This is a genomic window from Pandoraea pneumonica, from assembly GCF_049918595.1.
GTDB classification, from domain to species: Bacteria; Pseudomonadota; Gammaproteobacteria; order Burkholderiales; family Burkholderiaceae; genus Pandoraea; species Pandoraea pneumonica_A.
Genome location: NZ_JBNCRZ010000003.1, coordinates 755,906 through 774,283 on the forward strand (window position 1 = coordinate 755,906; position 18,378 = coordinate 774,283).

15 protein-coding genes are annotated in these 18,378 nt (G+C 63.9%); 5 read left to right on the forward strand and 10 right to left on the reverse strand.

Going from position 1 to position 18,378, the window contains the following annotated elements; genetic code table 11:
• Positions 1 to 8 precede the first annotated feature (8 nt).
• The 3 genes from ACPWR9_RS15965 to ACPWR9_RS15975 are packed head-to-tail and all read left to right on the forward strand — an operon-like array spanning position 9 to position 2,286.
• Positions 9 to 338 carry a DUF3649 domain-containing protein gene (locus ACPWR9_RS15965; RefSeq protein WP_426299126.1) on the forward strand — a complete coding sequence of 110 codons (330 nt, stop codon included), beginning with the start codon at positions 9 to 11 and terminating at the stop codon, positions 336 to 338.
• A 47-nt stretch (positions 339 to 385) separates the two neighbouring features.
• Entirely contained in the window at positions 386 to 2,005 is a 1,620-nt protein-coding gene (locus ACPWR9_RS15970; protein WP_426299128.1) for a PepSY-associated TM helix domain-containing protein, read from the forward strand.
• Positions 2,005 to 2,286, forward strand: coding sequence for a DUF3325 domain-containing protein (locus tag ACPWR9_RS15975; protein ID WP_426299130.1), 282 nt, complete (start codon positions 2,005 to 2,007; stop codon positions 2,284 to 2,286). Before ACPWR9_RS15970 ends, ACPWR9_RS15975 begins: the two co-directional genes overlap by 1 nt.
• A 35-nt stretch (positions 2,287 to 2,321) precedes the next feature.
• Here ACPWR9_RS15975 and ribA read toward each other — a convergent pair whose 3' ends face one another.
• The gene (gene ribA / locus ACPWR9_RS15980) at positions 2,322 to 2,969 is read right to left on the reverse strand and encodes a GTP cyclohydrolase II (RefSeq protein ID WP_426299131.1); all 648 of its coding nucleotides are present in this window, start codon (positions 2,967 to 2,969) and stop codon (positions 2,322 to 2,324) included.
• A 142-nt stretch (positions 2,970 to 3,111) separates the two neighbouring features.
• Positions 3,112 to 5,190, reverse strand: coding sequence for a TonB-dependent siderophore receptor (locus tag ACPWR9_RS15985; RefSeq protein ID WP_426299133.1), 2,079 nt, complete (start codon positions 5,188 to 5,190; stop codon positions 3,112 to 3,114).
• A 394-nt stretch (positions 5,191 to 5,584) separates the two neighbouring features.
• On the opposite strand from ACPWR9_RS15985, the gene ACPWR9_RS15990 reads away from it, so the two are divergent.
• Positions 5,585 to 6,370 carry an AraC family transcriptional regulator gene (locus tag ACPWR9_RS15990; protein WP_426299135.1) on the forward strand — a complete coding sequence of 262 codons (786 nt, stop codon included), beginning with the start codon at positions 5,585 to 5,587 and terminating at the stop codon, positions 6,368 to 6,370.
• 25 nt (positions 6,371 to 6,395) lie between these two features.
• On the opposite strand, the gene ACPWR9_RS15995 is transcribed toward ACPWR9_RS15990, so the two are convergent.
• The 5 genes from ACPWR9_RS15995 to ACPWR9_RS16015 are packed head-to-tail and all read right to left on the reverse strand — an operon-like array spanning position 6,396 to position 14,074.
• Positions 6,396 to 7,178 (reverse strand): ATP-binding cassette domain-containing protein, encoded by a 783-nt coding sequence (locus tag ACPWR9_RS15995; protein WP_426299137.1) that lies wholly within the window; start codon positions 7,176 to 7,178, stop codon positions 6,396 to 6,398.
• 6 nt (positions 7,179 to 7,184) lie between these two features.
• The gene (locus ACPWR9_RS16000) at positions 7,185 to 8,846 is read right to left on the reverse strand and encodes a cyclic peptide export ABC transporter (protein WP_426299139.1); all 1,662 of its coding nucleotides are present in this window, start codon (positions 8,844 to 8,846) and stop codon (positions 7,185 to 7,187) included.
• 43 nt (positions 8,847 to 8,889) lie between these two features.
• Positions 8,890 to 10,977: a Fe(3+)-hydroxamate ABC transporter permease FhuB gene (fhuB, locus tag ACPWR9_RS16005; RefSeq protein ID WP_426299141.1), complete on the reverse strand. Its 2,088-nt coding sequence runs from the start codon at positions 10,975 to 10,977 to the stop codon at positions 8,890 to 8,892.
• Positions 10,974 to 11,915, reverse strand: a complete 942-nt coding sequence (locus ACPWR9_RS16010) for an iron-siderophore ABC transporter substrate-binding protein (RefSeq protein WP_426299143.1) — start codon at positions 11,913 to 11,915, stop codon at positions 10,974 to 10,976. Before ACPWR9_RS16010 ends, fhuB begins: the two co-directional genes overlap by 4 nt.
• Positions 11,909 to 14,074, reverse strand: coding sequence for a TonB-dependent siderophore receptor (locus ACPWR9_RS16015; protein ID WP_426299145.1), 2,166 nt, complete (start codon positions 14,072 to 14,074; stop codon positions 11,909 to 11,911). Before ACPWR9_RS16015 ends, ACPWR9_RS16010 begins: the two co-directional genes overlap by 7 nt.
• Before the next feature lie 299 nt (positions 14,075 to 14,373).
• Here ACPWR9_RS16015 and ACPWR9_RS16020 point away from each other — a divergent pair, with 299 nt between their 5' ends.
• Positions 14,374 to 15,165 carry an AraC family transcriptional regulator gene (locus ACPWR9_RS16020; protein ID WP_426299148.1) on the forward strand — a complete coding sequence of 264 codons (792 nt, stop codon included), beginning with the start codon at positions 14,374 to 14,376 and terminating at the stop codon, positions 15,163 to 15,165.
• A gap of 16 nt (positions 15,166 to 15,181) precedes the next feature.
• Here the strand turns inward: ACPWR9_RS16020 and ACPWR9_RS16025 are convergent, their stop codons facing one another.
• From ACPWR9_RS16025 to ACPWR9_RS16035, 3 genes are all read right to left on the reverse strand, one after another.
• Positions 15,182 to 16,276 (reverse strand): GntG family PLP-dependent aldolase, encoded by a 1,095-nt coding sequence (locus tag ACPWR9_RS16025; RefSeq protein ID WP_426299150.1) that lies wholly within the window; start codon positions 16,274 to 16,276, stop codon positions 15,182 to 15,184.
• Positions 16,273 to 17,583 carry a dicarboxylate/amino acid:cation symporter gene (locus ACPWR9_RS16030; protein WP_426299152.1) on the reverse strand — a complete coding sequence of 437 codons (1,311 nt, stop codon included), beginning with the start codon at positions 17,581 to 17,583 and terminating at the stop codon, positions 16,273 to 16,275. Before ACPWR9_RS16030 ends, ACPWR9_RS16025 begins: the two co-directional genes overlap by 4 nt.
• A gap of 82 nt (positions 17,584 to 17,665) precedes the next feature.
• Positions 17,666 to 18,352, reverse strand: coding sequence for a GntR family transcriptional regulator (locus ACPWR9_RS16035; RefSeq protein WP_426299154.1), 687 nt, complete (start codon positions 18,350 to 18,352; stop codon positions 17,666 to 17,668).
• Between the last annotated feature and the right edge of the window lie 26 nt (positions 18,353 to 18,378).

Genomic DNA, 18,378 nt, shown 5'->3' on the forward strand with positions numbered 1-18,378 from the left:
CTCGCATCATGGCTCAGGTTCGCGGCAGTGCCGCACTCAATCGACGCGACCGATACCGTCGCGTCGGTGCACTCGTCTCACGCATCGTGGCCGCCATCTTCGGCGGCTACGCCGTAGCCGCGCTCGCCAGCGTGGCGGTCCTCGCGTTGCCGATGGATAAGCCGCAGGCAGTCATCACCGGCATGCTCGCCAGTTTCGCCATCTATGCGGGGGCGGTCGTGTGGGTGTTTGCGGTACGCAGTGCGTGGCGAGCCTGGGCCGGGCTGATTGTCGTTGCCGCACCGCTCGCGCTCGCCGCGTGGGCGGTGTCGGCGAGTCTGCATGGAGGTGCCGCGTGATGTCATCGAAAAAGACAGTAAATACCGGCCGAGGCATCCGGCAGACGATGTCCGATCTGCATACGTGGGCAGGCCTGCTGGTGGGCTGGCTGCTGTATGCGATGTTTCTCACGGGCACCGTGAGCTACTTCAAGGACGAAATTTCGCAGTGGATGCGCCCGGAAGTGCCGCATCAACAACATGCGCCCGATGTCGCTGCGGTGGCGCAGAACGTCACCGACCGGTTGTCGACGCTCGCCCCAGACAGTCCGCAATGGAGCGTGTATCTGCCGACGGCGCGCAACCCGGTCGCTAATGTGTTCTGGCGCAACGCGCCTGCGCCGAAGGCCGCGGGTGCGAACGCCGCACGCCGTTCGTTCGGCGAAGCCACCTTCGATCCCGCGACAGGGCAGACGCTCAAGGCGCGCGATACGCTCGGCGGGGAATTCTTCTACCGCTTCCACTTTCAATTCCATCCGCTGCCCGTGTTGTGGGGCCGCTGGCTCGCAGGTTTTTGCGCGATGTTCATGCTGGTGGCGATTATCAGCGGTGTGATCACGCACAAGAAGATCTTCATCGACTTCTTCACGTTCCGGTGGGGCAAGGGACAACGCTCGTGGCTCGATGCGCATAACGCGCTCTCGGTCTTCGGCCTGCCCTTCCACCTGATGATTACCTACACGGGACTCGTCACGCTCATGGCGATGTATATGCCGTGGGGCGCACAAACGGCGATCAAGACGCCGATGGAACGTGCGCAGATGAGCGCACAGCTGAGTGCGTTCCCTTCCCCGGCCAAGGCGACCGGCCAGACGGCCTCGCTGGCGCCTATCGACGCAATGGTGCGCGAGGCGCAGGCCCGCTGGGGTGCCAACGATGTCGGCCGCGTGACCGTCACACTCCCGGGCGACGCCGCAGCGCGCGTGGCCGTCACGCGAGGCGAGACGACGCGTGTGTCGATGAGTCCGCAGTACCTGCTCTTCGACGGCACGACGGGAAAGTTGCTCGAAACGCATGACTCGGTCGGCGCGGCCGCTGAGACGCGCGGCGTCATGTACGCGCTGCATCTGGGCCGCTTCAGCGATCTGCACCTGCGTTGGCTGTACTTCCTCGTGAGTCTTGGCGGAACGGCCATGGTGGGGACCGGGCTTGTGATGTGGACCGTCAAGCGCCGCACCAAGCTGCCCGACCCTACGCGCCCGCATTTCGGCTTTCATGTCGTCGAGCGCCTGAACATCGCGGCCATTGCCGGATTGTCGATTGCAATGACGGCCTTCCTGTGGGGCAACCGATTGCTACCCGTGGGCACCGCAGAGCGCAGTGCAAGCGAAGTCGATCTGTTCTATTGGGTGTGGGCGGCGACGCTGCTATACGCGCTCGTACGGCCTGCGAAACGCGCGTGGGTCGAACTGTTGTGGATCGCTGCTGCCTTGCTTGCGCTGCTGCCCATTGTGAACGCGCTGACGACGTCTCGCGGCTTATGGCACAGCCTCGGTGCGGGTGACTGGACGTTTGCCGGGGTCGATCTGATGTTGTGGGCGTTTGCCGCGATGCATGCGTGGCTTGCCGTGCGCACCGCTCGTCATCGGCCAAGGATTAAGCCCGCGCGAGCCAAGCCAGCGGCGACGTCTACTGGGAGTGGCCCGGAGGCATCGATCAACGCCAAATTGAACGAGGAGCGCGCGTAATGCATCTGCTCACGTTCTTCATTTGTCTGGCAGGATTCGCCGGGCTGGCGCTCGCCACCGAACGTCAGCAGCAAACGTGGTTCAACACCGCGCTCGCCGCGTCAAACACCCGGGCGCTACGCATCACCGGCTGGACCGCGTTGCTCGCAGCACTCGCCGTCATCGTGAGTCAACAGGGTTGGGGAATGGGACTGGTAGTCTACAGCGGCCAGACCAGCGCGGCGGCCGGTCTGGTGTATCTCGCCCTGATCGCGGCGGAGCGCCGCCGCCAGTCGCGCTGACGAGTGGCGTCAGGCATCAGGTATCACGCCCAGGCTTACTCGTTCTCTTCGAAGTAGTGCCCGAACTTGACTTGCTTGGTGCGGATATAGCGTTGGTTCTCTTCACGCACCGGCACGTCGAGCGCCACGCGTTCGCACACGGGGATGCCGTGCTTGGCTAGCGTATCGAACTTCTTCGGATTGTTGCTCATCAGGCGCACCGAATTCACACCCAGAATGCGCAGGATGGCTGCGGCCGAGTCGTACTCGCGGGCGTCGTCGGGCAGACCGAGATCGAGGTTTGCCTCGACCGTGTCGCGCCCCTGCTCTTGCAGCAGATACGCACGAATCTTGTTGCTCAGCCCGATGCCACGGCCTTCGTGGCCGCGCAGATACAGCATCACGCCGCGCCCTTCGGCCTCGATCTTGCGCATGGCGGCGTCGAGTTGTTCCCCGCAATCGCAACGGTAGGAACCGAAAACGTCGCCCGTCAGGCATTCGGAGTGCAGACGCACCAACGCGGGCGTATCGCCCGTCACATCGCCCATCACCAGCGCGAGGTGTTCGTTATCGCTGTCTTTCACACGAAACGCGTGCGACGTGAAGGTGCCGTAGCGGGTCGGCAGGGTCGCCGTCGCGACGAGCGTGACGCATTCGCCAGCGTCGTGCGCCGGGGCAGGAGTGGCAGTACCAGGGGACTTCATGATGTCGTTCAAACGGGCAGAATTCTGAGAAGCGCCGATAGGAAAAACGGGCGTGTCGCAGGAGTGTACCGCCATTTGAAAATTTCGGCCGACCGCAGCTTCGCGGCGCCGAAGCGCCGTGAGCCGGGTCATCCAGGCCTGCTCAATAGTCTGCCCGCAAGGTGAGCATGAAGTTGCGGCGCTGACCGTACTCGCCGTAGAACGTCGACGGCACCCGCGCGTAGTACTCGCGATCGAACAAATTGTTCACGTTGAACTGCGCTTCAAGGCGACGGTTAAAGCGGTAGGCCACCATGGCGTCCCACACCGCGTAGCCGCCCTGCACCGCGACAGGCGCCCGGTACGTCGCGCTTTGCACGCGCACGCCACCGCCCAGACGCAAGCCGTTGAGCATGCCGTCCGAGAACCGATATGTCGTGTACAGCTTGAACAAATGCTGCGGCTCTTCCCCGTCGAGGGTCTGACCGGCGAGTTGCGGATCGTTGTCGAAGCGCGAGTTCAGCAGCGTGTAACCGGCATAAACGTTCCAGTTACGCGTGATCTGGCCGTTCACTTCGGCTTCCCACCCTTGGCTTCGCGCCGAACCGGCGGCGACCGAGCCGGTCGGATGGAGCGGGTCGGCCACTGCGCGGTTGGTGTCCGTCATCCGGAACGCCGCCACGCTCGCATTCAGGCGGCCGTCGAGGAACGCGCCCTTCATCCCGATTTCATACTGCTGGCCTTCACGCGGCGCCAAACCCTGCCCATCGAACGTCGTGGCGGTTTGCGGCGCAAAAATCTTCGAGTAGTTGAAGTACGCGTTGATTTGCGGCGTGAGCGCCAGCACGATACCGCCGTACGGGATGAACTTGTGATTCGCACGCGACGTCGTGGTCCATGGCGTCTCGGACGGAATCAGGTTCTGGCTCTGCTGCTGATACCACGCTTCTCGCCCGCCCAGCACGACGGTCAGCGGGTCGAGCACACGAATGCGCGCCTGCCCGTACACACCGAACTGCTGCGTGCGCAGGTTGTTGCCGGAATCGAACGGAATGGTCGGCTCCACGCTCGGCGGCGCAAACACGCTGAAGTTGCCCAGACTTTCATAGCCCGACAAGCTGCGCTGCTGCGTCATCTGATAGTTCACCCCCACCAGCCATTCGTGCTTTCGCCCGAACGCCTCCACCGGCCCCGAGAGGTGTGAGTCCACACCGAACAGGTTGTTCTCCATGCGCTGCGACTGCCCGGCGTAATTAGCCGTCAACGTGACCGGGTTGATGCCCGGCCCAAGATAGGCGTACTTGCTGTTGCTCAACAAATGCCGGTAGTTGAGCGTCGTCGTCGACACGATGCCGCCGTCGAAGCGGTGCTCAAGTCGTGCGTTGGCTTCCTGCATCGCCGTCCAGCTGTAGTTCCAGTCCGGTGCGAAGTTGGAATTGACTGGCGCGTTCAGGAACTTGCCATTGAGGAGCAGCGATTGACCGTAGTCGAACGCGTCGAGGGGATTGACCTGATACGAACCCGAGAGCGAGAGCAGCGTGCGCGGGGTGAGATCGAACTCAAGCGCGCCGTAGGCGAGGAATTTTCGCTCGCTGGCCCGCGTAATCGACTTGTTGCCGGTGTCGCCCGTGAGCACCGCGCGACCGCGAACCGTGCCGCTCTCGTTGAGCGGACCGGTCACGTCGATCATCTGGCGGTAGTGCGCCCACGAACCCAGCGACGTCTCGCTGCGCACTGCGAACGTGTCGCCCGGGCGCTTGCGCACCAAATTGACGGTACCGCCCGGCTCGCCGGTACCGTCGAGCAAACCGGCCGGGCCACGGAAGACTTCTACCCGGTCGTACATCGACAAATCGAACTGCGGCTGGTATTGAATGCCGCTCAGAATCGACACACCGTCGAATTCAACGCCGACGTTGTAACCGCGCGCATTGAAGTAGTACGTGCCGTCGCCGTAGTTCACGGCGGTGATGCCGGTGGTGTATTGCAAGGCGTCCGCCACCGAGGTCATGGCCTGATCGTCCATGCGTGCGCGGGTCACGACCGACACCGAATTCGGAATGTCTTTGAGCGCCTGCGGCGTCTTGCCGATCGTCGTCTGCGACGTGCCGTACGAATTCGAACCTTCGGTTTGCGCATCGCGTTGCACGGTGACGGTCGTTGCAGGCAACGCCGCATCTCCGCCTGGCGCCGTCACAGCGGCGGTCTGCGCCTGTGCGGCGGCAGCCGTGAGCATCAGCATGGCGAACGCCACGGGCGTGTATCGAAATACGCGGTGCGACGCTCCTTCTGGTGCACCGTCAAACAAGCGGCCCCGAGCCGCACGGCGAGACTTGTAATTCTGATTCGTTTGCATCGTTGACAACACTTCCCCTTGTTACCGGCCTCGGCCGGCTGATCGATGATTCGTGACGCTGGGTGTTTTGTAGTGACGGTGGCGCCAGCCTTGACGTGAAAATCCCGCTACACTGGCGGAAATATCGCAAATGAGACTCATTACTAAATTTGCGTGTTATCCGGCGCAACACATTGATGGCTATGGAGAATATCGGGTTCGGAAAACGCAAGGACGACAATAAATGTCGATTTTTTGACATTCCACGTCTGATTGGCGACACCCGAAAACGGCAACCGGCATGAACGATTTTTTACGCAAGCGATTCCCCGATTCGGTGCGCCCGTTGCCTCGCGATGTCTACGCGCAGGTCATGAACGCTCGCCATGGCGAGCGGCTCGTCTGGCATCGCCATCGGCATGGTCAACTGGTGTTTCCGTTACGGGGTGTCGTTCGTGCCCTCACCCCACAGGCGATCTGGACGCTGCCGCCCACGCGCGCGTTGTGGCTGCCCTCGGATGTGGAACATGAGTTGCACGCCGTCGGCGAGACGCAAATGTGCAGCGTCTACGTCGAGCCGAAGCAGTTCCCATGGCCGTGGACACGTCCGCATGTGATCGTCGCCACGCCGCTCATCAGGGAGTTGGCTGCGACAGTGAGCCGCGACGGGGACAGCTATGGCCCCACGAGCCGCGCGGCGTTGTCGGTGCCGCCACTAATGGGCGTGCTGCGCGCAGCAACGGCGATGCCCGAGCGCGGCGTGCCGGTGCCGCGCGATGCACGCCTGCAAGCCATTTGCGAACATTTGATGAACGATCCCGGCAGCAAACTGACACTCGACTTTTGGGGCGAACAATTCGGGGTGAGCGCGCGCACGCTGGCGCGCCACTTTCAAGCGGAGACGGACATGACGTTCGTCACATGGCGCCAGCATCTGCGTGTCGCAGAAGCCATTTCGCAACTGTCGCAAGGCGCGTCGGTGGCCGCGACGGCAGACGCGTTCGGCTACGCCAGCGCGAGTGCCTTCATCGTCATGTTCAAACAAATTACGGGGCATACCCCGCAGCGCTATCTGGCCGATGCCTGAACGCGTCGGCCTGCCGTTACGACATTCAGCGCGCGTAGCTCACCGGCATCCCGCCATCCGGATTCGGTAGCACGCCCATCGGCACCCCGTAGATGGTTTGCAACGTCGCGGGCGACATGAGTTCCGCGGGCGTGCCTCGCGCAATCGGCTTGCCTTGTTTGAGCGCGAGCAGCGAATCGCAAAAACGCGCGGCCATGTTCACGTCGTGCAACACGATCACTACGCCCAGCCCATGCGCGTCGGCGAGTTCGCGCACCAGCTTGAGCACATCAAGTTGATGCGATACGTCGAGCGCCGACGTCGGCTCATCGAGCAACAAACACTGCGCTTGCTGTGCCACGAGCATGGCCAGCCACACGCGCTGACGTTCCCCGCCCGAGAGCGATTCCACGAGCCGGTCGGCAAACATCGCGACGTCGGTCTGCGCCATGGCGTTGTGCACGGCCTCGTGATCTTTGGCGTCGAACCGCCCGAGCGCGCCATGCCACGGGTAGCGACCCAGCGCGACGAGTTCGGTCACGGTCATTCCCGCTGCCGCAGGCGGTTGCTGCGGCAGGTACGCCACACGCCGGGCAAACTCGCGCGTGCCCCACGACGCCAGCGCGCGGCCTTCGAAGCGGATTTCTCCACCTGTCGGCGAGTGCTGCCGTGCCAGCAGTTTGATCAGGCTGGACTTGCCCGAGCCGTTATGGCCAATCAGCCCATGCACTTGCCCACCGGCAAGTTGCAGCGTGAGCGGCGCGAGCAGCGTGCGGCCTTCGACCGCGAAAGCGACCTCATGCAGGTCGAACATCGGTGTGTGCGTCATAAACATTCAGGAGGGAGTGCCTGCGGTGCCCGAGTCCGCGCCATCGGTCACAGAAGGTGACTGGGGCACACGCAGCCGACCGTAGTCGAGTTGGATGAGACGATCGGCGAGATCGAAGTACCGGTCGTCGTGCGTGATGACAAGCACCGTCTTGCCGCGCGCTTTGAGCGCGGGCAGCATCTGCCGGTAGAAAACGTCCTTGAAGAGCGGGTCCTGATCGGCCGCCCATTCGTCGAAGACATAGAACGGGCGGTCTTCCAGATACGCCACGAGCAGCGCCAGCCGCTTGCGCTGCCCTTGTGAGAGGTCGAGTGTCGAGAAGCGGCCGTCTTCGATCGTGACTTTATGATCGAGTTGCAGCGCCTTTAGCAGCGCGCTCGCTTGTTCGTCCAGCCCATCGGCAGGCAAGCCGAGCAGGTGTTCGAACAGGAAGAAGTCGCTGAACACCACCGAGAACCGTTGGCGATAGCGATCGCGCCCGGCTTCGTCCACGGGTTCGCCGTCCACCGTGATGTAGCCCTGTTCGGGCACATAGAGGCCGACGATCAGCTTGGCGAGCGTAGTCTTGCCGCTGCCATTGCCACCGACGAGATAGACCAACTCACCGGGGCGGAACGTCAGGCTGATAGGCCCCAGCGTGAACATCTCGTTCTCTTGCTCGCGGTAGTAGCGATGCGTCACGCCTTCGAGCGCAATCTCGTGGAACGTCGGCGTATCGGCCGCCGACACCGGCGGCAGCAATTCGCGCGGCAGTTCGCTCTCGACTTGAGCAATGCGCTCGAACGCCACGCGTGCCGTGCCCAGCGCAGGCAACGACGAGAGCACGCCTTCGATCGGCATGATCATGTACAGAAACACAAGCGCGTAGCCTGACACCACCGCGGGGGGCAAATCGACGTGGCGCAGCACCACAAACAGCGTCAGGCCGATAAACGCGAACAGAATGAAGCTGCCCCAACTCGCCGCAGCGGCATACAGCACGTACCCGCGCGTGCGCTGCACCCGCACCGCTTCTACGTTCTCGGCGAGCCGTTCTTCAATGAACGCCTCACGGCGGCCGCGATGCAGCTTCAGTTCCTTTGCACCGTCGAAGAGCGCGCGGAAGTCCTTCACCAGCGACTCTTCTCGCTTGCGCGACCCGCGCAAATGCAGCAACGCGCGGGTGTTGGCCATCCGAAAGCCTGCCGCACCGATCAGAATCGTTACGACTGCAAACACCAGAATCTGCCACGACAGATAGCCGAGGTACACGAGGCAGCCCGCAATCACCGCGCCCTGCATCGCCAGCACCGGTAGGCTCACGAACAACACCACGACGGCGTCGAGATCCTGTGTGAGCACAGCCAGTGCGCGCGCAATCCCGTGCCGCTCCAAGCTCGCATAAGGCGCGCCGCCAATACGGCGCAGCACCTGCATGCGTAGCGTCGCCTTGGCCCGTTGGCCCAGCGACATGAAGAGCGTTTGCGAAAGTGCACGCGTCACCAGCACGAGCAGGCCAAGGCCGAGAAATTGCAGGCCCAGCGTGCCCAATTGCTCACGCGACGCCGTCAGCGCCTGATTGATGAGCGCGACAAGGCCAGCGTTGCCGAAGCCGCTCACGAGACTGCCGATGAATGCGATGGACAGCGGCCATCGGCTGGTTCGCACAAGTTGCCAAAACAAGGACATAGGAGGAGGACCTCTCACTTTTCTTATGTAATTTGTGGGGACTTCATGCCACCTGACGACGCAGGTGCCATAGCAAATAGGGCGCGCCGATCAGCATGGCGAGCACGCCCGCAGGCAACTGCTGCGGGAACATCAGATTCCGGCCGAGCCAATCGGCCACCACCATGAGCAATGCACCGGCCACGCCCGCCGCCACGGCCTGCGAGCGCGCTTTGCCGAACCCCGCCAGCCGTGCCAAATGCGGTGCGAGCAGTCCGACGAACGACAGCGGGCCGATCACCAGTGTCGCCACCGCGCTAAGCGCCGCCGCGAGACACCAGAGCCACAAGCGCGTGCGGCGCACGTCCACGCCCACCGCGCGCGCCGTGGCGTCGCCCATCGGCAGCAGATCGAGCCAGCGCGCTGCGAGGCAAGTGAGCACCAAGCCGACCAGCGACGCGACGATGGCACCGATCGCAACGCCCTGCCCCACGAGGTAAGTCAGACCGAGCATCAGCGAGCGCAGCAGGAACGCATTGGCATTGCCGCTCGCCGTCGCAAGTGCCACGAGCGACTGCGCCATCCCGGAGATGGCGACGCCAGCCAGCAACATGCGTGTCGGCGAGAAGCCGCCACGTCTCGCGAGCGCGAGCATGACGAAGAGACTGATTGCCGCGCCCGCAAATGCCGAACCGAACAGCAGCGACGCGCTTGGGGCCAGCACCGTCCACGTCACGGCCAGAATGCCCAGCATCGCCCCGCCGCTCACGCCGAGCAGTTCGGGGCTGGCCATTGGGTTGGCGCTCACACGCTGCAACAGCGTGCCCGCCAATGCCAGCGCAAGACCGGCCGCCGCAGACGCCATCATGCGCGGCACGCGCCACGGCCAGACATCCGCCCACTGCGCAGCATTGGCCCATTGCCAGCCGTCGAGCGTGCGTCCGAAATGCACCGTCGCCCAGACGATGCAAGCGCCGCCGATCAGCGACGCGGCCAACCAGCGCCACGGATGATGGGCGCGCGCCGGCGGCGCAACGTCGGTTGCCGCGATCTCGCCAGCGCGCGTGCGGCGCAGCAGCCACAGCAGCAACGGCCCGCCGAAAAGCGCCGCCGCCGCGCCCGTCGGAATGACGGCGCCGTCGAGCAGTGGCAGACACTGCACCACCTGATCGGTGAACATCAACATCAACGCGCCGATCAAGGGTGCCCAGCGCAATTGATCGCTCAGGCGGCGCGCCCCGGCCAGCCGTACCAACTGCGGCCCGGCGAGTCCCACGAAGCCGATGACGCCCACGGTGCTCACGATGCATGCCGAGAGCACCACCGCCACGCCGAGTCCCGCCGAACGGATCCACGCCACGCGTGCACCGAGTTGCCCGGCGCTGCGATCGTCGAGCGCGAAGAGCGTGAGCGGGCGCAGCAATAGCCACGCCGCCACCGCACCGATCGCCACGCGTGGCACCAGCCACAATGTGTCGTGCCAGCCGTTCTGCACCATCGACCCGGCGCCCCATGCGAACACGCCGACGAGCGCGCGTTCGTGCGTCATCGACAGCATGATCGACAGCCCGCTGAAGTACAGGTTGACGACCATCCCCGCGAGAATGACCGGGATCGCCGCGAACCGGCTGCGCCAAGTGAGCGCCATCACGATCACGATGGCGAGCGCTGCACCACCAAAGGCCACCCCGGCGCGCCACGTCAGCGCGAGCCACGGCGCCCAGATAGCTGCGGCCGACAGCGTGAGTGAAGCGCCTGAAGCGACCCCAAGCGTGAGCGGCTCGGCCAGCGGATTGCGCAACACTTGCTGGAACATCACGCCAGCAAGCGCAAGCCCGCCACCCGCGACAGCCGCCATCGTCAAACGAGGCAGCCACGCGTAGCTCGCGAGCAAGCCCGACATAGCGGCCGACGACGACTGCCCGGCGGCCTCAACGGCCGCCGTGCCGTGCGCGAGCGCCTGCCAGACGACGGCAGCAAACGTCGCCCCGTCGGTCCCGGCCGGGCGCAGCGACGAGAACGTCCAGATCATTAGCGCCAATGTCGGCACGCCGATGACGGCGGCAAGCCGCCATAGATGACGCTCGGTGCCTGTCTGATCGCTCCCTTGTGCACCGGTGATCAGTCCGCGGGAAGTATTCGGCGCACTCATGCGGCACCTCCCGTCAAAGACTGCGTGAGCACTTGCGCAAGCCGTAACGCCGTGGGTGTGCCACCCGTCGGCAGCATCATCGGCAGACGGCTGACGCGTTGTCCTCGCACGAACGGCAACGCCTGCCATAACGGGCTGCCCTCCAGCAGCGTCTCCACCATGGGCGATGTGCCAATGAGCATGGCGCGCGCCGACGGCATGCCGCCGAGTTGGGTGTAATCCACCTGCGCCATACCTTCGCCATCGCTCGGGCGCTGCCAGGCGTTCGTGAGGCCGAGTGCGCCCAACGTGCCGCCGAAAACGCTTTCGCGGCCGAAGACGGCACTCAATCGCGTATCGAGCGGAGACATCAGATAAATGGGGCGCTGGGCCGCATCACGCTGCACGATGCGTTCGCGAAATTTCGCGAGCGACGCGTCGGTCTCGGCAATCAACTGCGCCGCCTGCCGCGCACGCCCAAGGGCCTCGCCCAGCGCCAGTGCTCGGCGGCACGCAAGCTTGTAGCCATCTTCGTGCGGCGTGGGCGGCGGCGCCATGAACAGCGGCGCGATACGTGCGAGGTTCTCGCGTAACGGTGCGTGTGCGGGCGTGATGACGATCAGATCCGGACGCAGCGCCTGCACCACTTCGAAACTGGGCTGGAACAGCAGTCCGACATCCACCACGCTCGACGGCATCTCAGGCGTGCCCGCCAGCGCGCGGTACCACGGCGGGCGCGACACCCCCACGGGCACCACACCGAGCGCGAGCACTTGTGCGGCCAATCCCCAATCCATCACCACCACGCGGGGCATTTTCTCTGCACCGGCTGCCGGTGCCGTCGCGGCATGCGCCATCGACGGCACGAGAAGTGGCGCAACCACCGGCATCAGCACACCAACGCCAAACGCCGCCAAGAGGCGGCGTCGAGCGGCAAACGACTTTCGTTGCATCACCATTGATAACGGGCAGTCCCTAAGACAGTTCTCGTCGCACCCCAGTAACAGAGGAACGAGTTCGTGCAATACGAGATGTATTCACGGTTAAACAAGTTGCTGACGTTCACGGCAAAGCGCCACTGCTGCCAGTCGTAATGCACGGCGGCATCGACGAGCGTGCGGCCAGGCACTTCGAACGAGTTCGCGGCATCGCCCGCCGACGAACTCATGTACCGGACACCGGCACCGAAGCCGAGATTGCGCAGCGGACCTTCGTGCATCGTGTAGTCGGCCCAAAGCGCCACGTTGTTACGCGGAGCGACTTGCGGACGCTTGCCCTGCGCGGTCGTGCTTTGCAGATTCACCTGATTCAAATACGTGTACGACGCGATCACCATGAGGTCGCGCGTGAGATTGGCGCGCGCTTCGGCTTCGATGCCGCGCGAGCGAATCTCGCCCGTCTGCGTCGGGAACTGCGGATGCGCCGGGTCGACCACGCTCACGTTTTCTTGACGCAAGTCGAATGCCGACAAGCGGAACGACGCGTTGTACTGCTTCGGCTGGTAACGCACGCCGATCTCATATTGCTTGCCTTGCGTGGGGTTCAGCGGCGCGCCGGAGAACGTCAAGCCAAGCACCGGCGCAAACGACTTCGCGTAGCTGACATACGGCGCGACGCCGTTGTCGAATGCGTACGCCAGCCCGGCGCGCCACGTGAACGCGTGGTTATCGGCCTCGCTCTTCGCGCCGTTCACAACCGAGCGCGTCGTCGCCCAGTCTTCGCGCATGCCCAGCGTGAGCACCCAGCGCTGATAGCGCAGTTCGTCCTGTGCGTAGAGCCCGGCCTGTGCGAGCGAGACGTCGAGACGCGTGTCAGCGGACACACCGGTGAGCGACGCGTAGTTCGGGTTGAACAGATCGAGTTGCCCCGCGAGCGCACCGCCGTAGTTGTCGCCTTCGAGCACGCGTCGATAATCGAAGCCGAACAGCATCGTGTGCTCGATCGGGCCGGTTGCAAACTTCGCCTGCGCGTTCGTATCGATCTGCCACTGGCTCACGTGCTCGTGATCGGTGTTGCCCCACATGTAGACCGTGCGCTGGTCCGCGTTGAAGCCGCTCGTGACCGACGTCTGGTAATAGTTCTGATCGATATGCAGATAGCGCGCGTTCTGCGAAATGCGCCACGTATCGTTCAGTTGTTTCGCGAACTGATAGCCGAACCAGTACTGCGTGCGCTGCATGCCGTCGCGGTTCGGATCGCCGAAGTATTGATCCGGGCCGAGACGCCCGTTCGGGTTCGCGAACAGCGTGCCGCTCGCGGGCACCGGGTTGAACAGGCCACCTGCCGGGTCGCGCTGATAACCGCCAAGTAGCGTGAACGACGTGTCGCGATCGGGTTTGAAGGTGATCGACGGGGCAATGGCCAGACGCTCGTCCTTAATGGCGCTGACCTGCGTTTTGGCATCGCGTGCCAGACCGACGACGCGATACAACACGGTGCCGTCGGCATTGACCGGGCCGCTCAGATCGAAGCCAGCCTGATAAGTGTTGTGATTGCCGATTTGCAGCGTGATCTCGTGCTGCGCCTGTTCCGTCGGCAGCTTGCTGGTGTAGTTGACGAGACCACCCGGGTTGCCCTGCCCATAGAGCACGGACGACGGCCCGAACATCACGTCGATGCGATCGAGCAGATACGGGTCGACGCGTGCCGTGGCAAAGCGCGGCGACTGGAAAAGCGCCAGCCCGTCGAGATACGCATCGATATCGAAACCGCGGGCGCGCAGTTGGTCGAAGCGCACGTCGGTGCCGTCTTGTGTGTACACGCCGGTGGTGTAGCGCAGCGCCTGATCGACGGTGATCGCACCCTGATCGTCCATCTGCTGGCGCGTGACCGTAGAGGTGGCTTGCGGCTGCGTGAGCGTATCGGCATCGGTCTTCGTTGCCGTGCGCATGCGCTTGGCGACATAGCCGCGCCCCGGGCCAGTAGCGCTCTCCGTGAGCGACGTGTCGGTGACTTGCGTCGCGGGCAATGCCGCGGCTGCCTGCGCCGATGCGCTGGCGCCGGTCACGTTACCTGCACTCGTCCCTGCGCTCGAATCGCCCGCGCCCGTTGCCGCTGACATCACATCAGCCGCCCAACTTGGCTGTCCGAACACTGCACTGCCAATCACCAGTGCCATGGTGGTCAAGCGTCGGGCATTGGCCCGCTTCCCCGTATTGTTCTGATTCACTTTGCCGATCTTCCCGCGTCAGAGCCATTCCGCTCGAATGAATTTAAATAAATGAGACGCATTACTATTATCACTCGTATCCGTCCCTAAACCGCCATGGCTATTGGTAGAATACCGGGGAACTTTTTGCTGTGAATCACAAAAAATGTTGAGAAAAGGACATTTTTTGTCCGTTTCTCTAAGCTTTGGCTGGCTGGCCCGTCTTGCGGCGGTACCCGGTCAGGTCGACGGCCTGTTGGGAAGACGCCATGAAGGAATTGCTACTCCGCCGCTATCCGCAAACGCGCCGGCATTTGTCGCGCGATGTCACGCTCAATGGCGTGGAGTGCGAGGACGGCGAGCGTCAGCCGTGGCATCAGCATCAGCACGGGCACGTGGTGATGGCATTGCGCGGTGTGGTTCGGGTGCTTACGCCTGCCCACACGTGGACACTGCCTGCGTCGCGCGCACTGTGGCTGCCGCCGAATACGCCGCATGAATTACACGCCGTGGGACGCATGCAGTTCTGCACGATCAGCATCGAGCCGGGTTCGGTGTCGTGGCTATGGCCTAACGCGCTGGTGCTGACTGTCGGGCCGCTGCTACGCGAACTGGCTGACGACATGCTCGCCGATGGCATGCACTACGCGCCGGACAGCCGCACGGCCCTCTCGGTGCCGCTGCTGCTTCGACTGCTGCGCGAAGCCGCTGCGCCCGGCGAGCACGGCTTGCCTCTGCCGAGTTCACCCAAGCTGCTCGCGATCTGCGAACACATGATGATGGCCCCGTCGACGGACTATTCGCTGGAGCGCTGGGGGGAAGAGATGGGGGCGAGCGGCAAGACACTCGCTCGCCGCTTCAAAGATGAGACCGGCATGACCTTTGGCCGGTGGTGTCAGCACATGCGCGCCTCGGAGGCGATTACCCGACTCGCGCTCGGCGCGTCGGTCGGCGATGTGGCGCTCGCGCTCGGCTATCAAAGCCCGAGCGCGTTTATCGTCATGTTCAAGCGTCTGTTCGGGCGCGCGCCGCAACAATATCTGGCGATGGCTGAACGGTGACGCGTAGCGCCAACGCCTAGTGCGCGCCGATCAGCGGCGCTGCCTTCGCTGCGAACGCATCGCGAATCGACGCGATGGCGGCAATGGTCTCGTCGATGTCGTCGTCTCCGATATGGCGATGCGTGACCAGCCGCAGCATCGACTGCCCGCTCGCACGCGCCAGAATGCCGTATTCGGCAAGCGCCGCCTCCCACGCACGCGGATCGTTCTCGCGTTGCTCGCCAACACGAAGCCGCACGATATTGCTACGCGAGGCCACCGAATCCACTAGCAGCGGATCGATCTCCGCAAGACCGGCCCACAGTCGCTGTGCACGCTGATTGTCGTCGGCCAGACGCGCAACCATCGTCTCCATCGCGACCTTGCCCGCTGCGGCCATAATGCCCGCCTGCCGCAGCCCGCCCCCGACCATGCGCCGGAACGTACGCGCCTGTTCGATCAACGCGTGCGAACCCACGAGCATCGCCCCCATCGGCGCAGACAATCCCTTCGACAGACAGAACGTCAGGCTCTCGCAATGCGTGGCAATCGCCGCCGCATCGACACCGAGCGCCGCCGCCGCGTTGAACACGCGTGCGCCGTCCAGATGCACGGGCACACCCGCACGCGACGCCAGCGAATGCACGTCGGCCAGATAGGCCAGCGACGGCACGTAGCCGCCAGAGTGGTTATGTGTCGACTCCACGCCGACCATCGCCGTGGGCTGCCCATAACGGGAAAAGCCGGGGCGCAGTGCCCCGGCGAGTGCATCGAGATCCATTTCACCGCGCACCGACGGCACGGTGACCGGGTACAGATGCGCTAAGCGCGACATGCCCCCGGCCTCCGATTTCGCCATGTGCGCTTGTGCGTCGATCACCGCTTCGCCGCCGCGTGTGGCGTGGCAGAGCGAGGCGATCAAGTTACCCATCGTGCCGGAGACGACGAACATCGCCTCCTCCTTGCCCGTGGCCACTGCTGCGAGATGTTCAAGGGCTCGGACGGTGGGGTCGCCTTCAAGCGTGTCGTCGCCGAGCGAGGCGGTTTGCATCGCCTCCCACATCAGCGCCGTCGGTCGTGTCACGGTGTCGCTGCGTAAATCGACGACGTGTTCGGTATTACGTTGGGTCATGCAGGAAACTCCTGACCGTGCGCATGGCTGCCCGCTTGGGGCGACTGGCCGGCGTTCGATTCGGCGAGCGCCGCTTGCACAGCCTCGGGCGACTCGTACGGAATACCGGCCAGCTTCATCACGAGCTTGATCGCTACGGTGTTGCTGAAAACGTTGATGGCGGTGCGGCCCATGTCGAGGAAGGCATCGACACCGGCGATGATCGCGAGCGCTTCGATCGGCACGCCAATCGTGGTGAGCACCATCGCGATGGCGACGAGACCACCCGACGGCACGTTGGCGCTGCCTTTGCTGGCCAGCGTGGTCACCAGCACGATCGACAGCAGCGTGGGCATGTCGAGCGGCACGTGATACGCATCGGCCAGAAAGCCCACAGCCAAAGCGAAGTACATGATCGAGCCGTCGCGATTGAACGCGTAGCCGAGCGGCAGCACCACGGAAGCGATGGCCTTGGGCACGCCCATGGCGATGAGCTTCTCCATGTGCAGCGGCAACGTGGCTTCGCTGGAGCGCGTGGCGAACGCGAGAATGACCGGCTCGCTGATCGCACGTGTCGTTGCCAGCGGCTTCTCGCCAATCGCCTTGAGCAGAATCCAGAACAGCACCAGCAACACGCCGAGCCCCAGATACATCGTGCCCACGAGCTTGACCAGCGCCAGAATCGTGCCGACACCTTGCGTCGCGAAGAGCCACGCGATGATCGCGAAAATGGCGATCGGCGAGAGCGAGATGATCCAGTCGGTGAGCTTGAACACCGCGCCCATCAGCGCGTCGAGCACGCCGACCAGCGGCTTGGCGCGCTCGCCGATCGCGGAGAGTGCCATGCCGAGCAGCACCGCGAATACCAGCACCGGCAGCAAATTACTGCCGCTCATGGCCGCGAAGATGTTCGACGGAATCATGTCGAGGAAGAACTTTGTCCAGTCGACCGACGCCGCAATCGGCTTGGCCGATGCGTGCGCGGCGGCAAGGTTCGCGCCGAGGCCTGGATGAAAGATGGCGTTGAGCCCCAGACCGATCACGATCGACACGAGCGTCGCGACGAAGAAGTAAATCATGCTGATGGCCGACACGCGCCCCAATGCACGCGCGTTGTGCCCCATCTGGTAAATGCCCAGCGTGATCGCAGTGAACACGAGCGGCACCACGATCATCTTCACGGCTTGCACGAACGCGGTGCCCACAGGCATCAGCTTCGTGGCAAGCGCGGGCGCGACCATGCCGCAGCCGACACCGAGGGCCAGACCGATCAGCATCTGGACGGGTAGAGGGATAAGACGTTTCTTGCTGGCAGAACGGGACGACATGACGGCTATCTCCGAGAAATGACGTGACGGCGTGGCAGGCGCGGTCGATACAAGCAGTGCGAATTCGGTCGGTCAGCGCCGTTCAGCGCGCTGCACCGGGCGACCCGGCGGGAACGAGTGCCTGCAAACGCGACTGCATGGCGTGGGTGAGGTGATCCCAGACACAACGCTGGGCCTCCTCGGGACGCCCCGCGGCGATGGCGTCGAAGATCGCGAGGTGTTCGCGAACCGCGGCGCGCGTGCGCTCGGCGTCGTAATGCGGAATACGTTGCAGCGCCAGACCGTTTTGGGTGCGCAACGCGTGATAGGTCTCGACCAGGCGCACGTTGTCGGCGGCAGCGAACATCGCTTCGTGGAACTGCCAGCCCACACGTTGCGTGATGTCGACGTCCAGCGGCACGGCTTCCTCCTGGGCATCGAGCGCGCGTAAGCGCTTGGCCACCTCTTCCAGCGCCGGGGTCACGCCCTTCTGCGCGGCGAGCCATGCCGCCATGCCTTCGAGCGCTAGGCGCACTTCGTGAATCTCGCTCAGGTCACGCACTGACAGTTGGCGCACGAAGGTGCCGCGCATCGGCACGATCTCAAGCAGGCCGTCGTTGGCGAGCGCCCGGATGGCTTCACGCACTGGCGTGCGGCTAATACCGAAGCGCTCGGACAGCGCCCGTTCGGAAAGCGCTTCACCGGCGCGAATCTCGCCGGAAACGATCAGGGCACGAATGGCGTTGTAGGCCGAATCGCTCAGGGCTGGGGTGCGTTGGGTCTGGTTCATAACTGGTATACCAGCAAAAAACAATT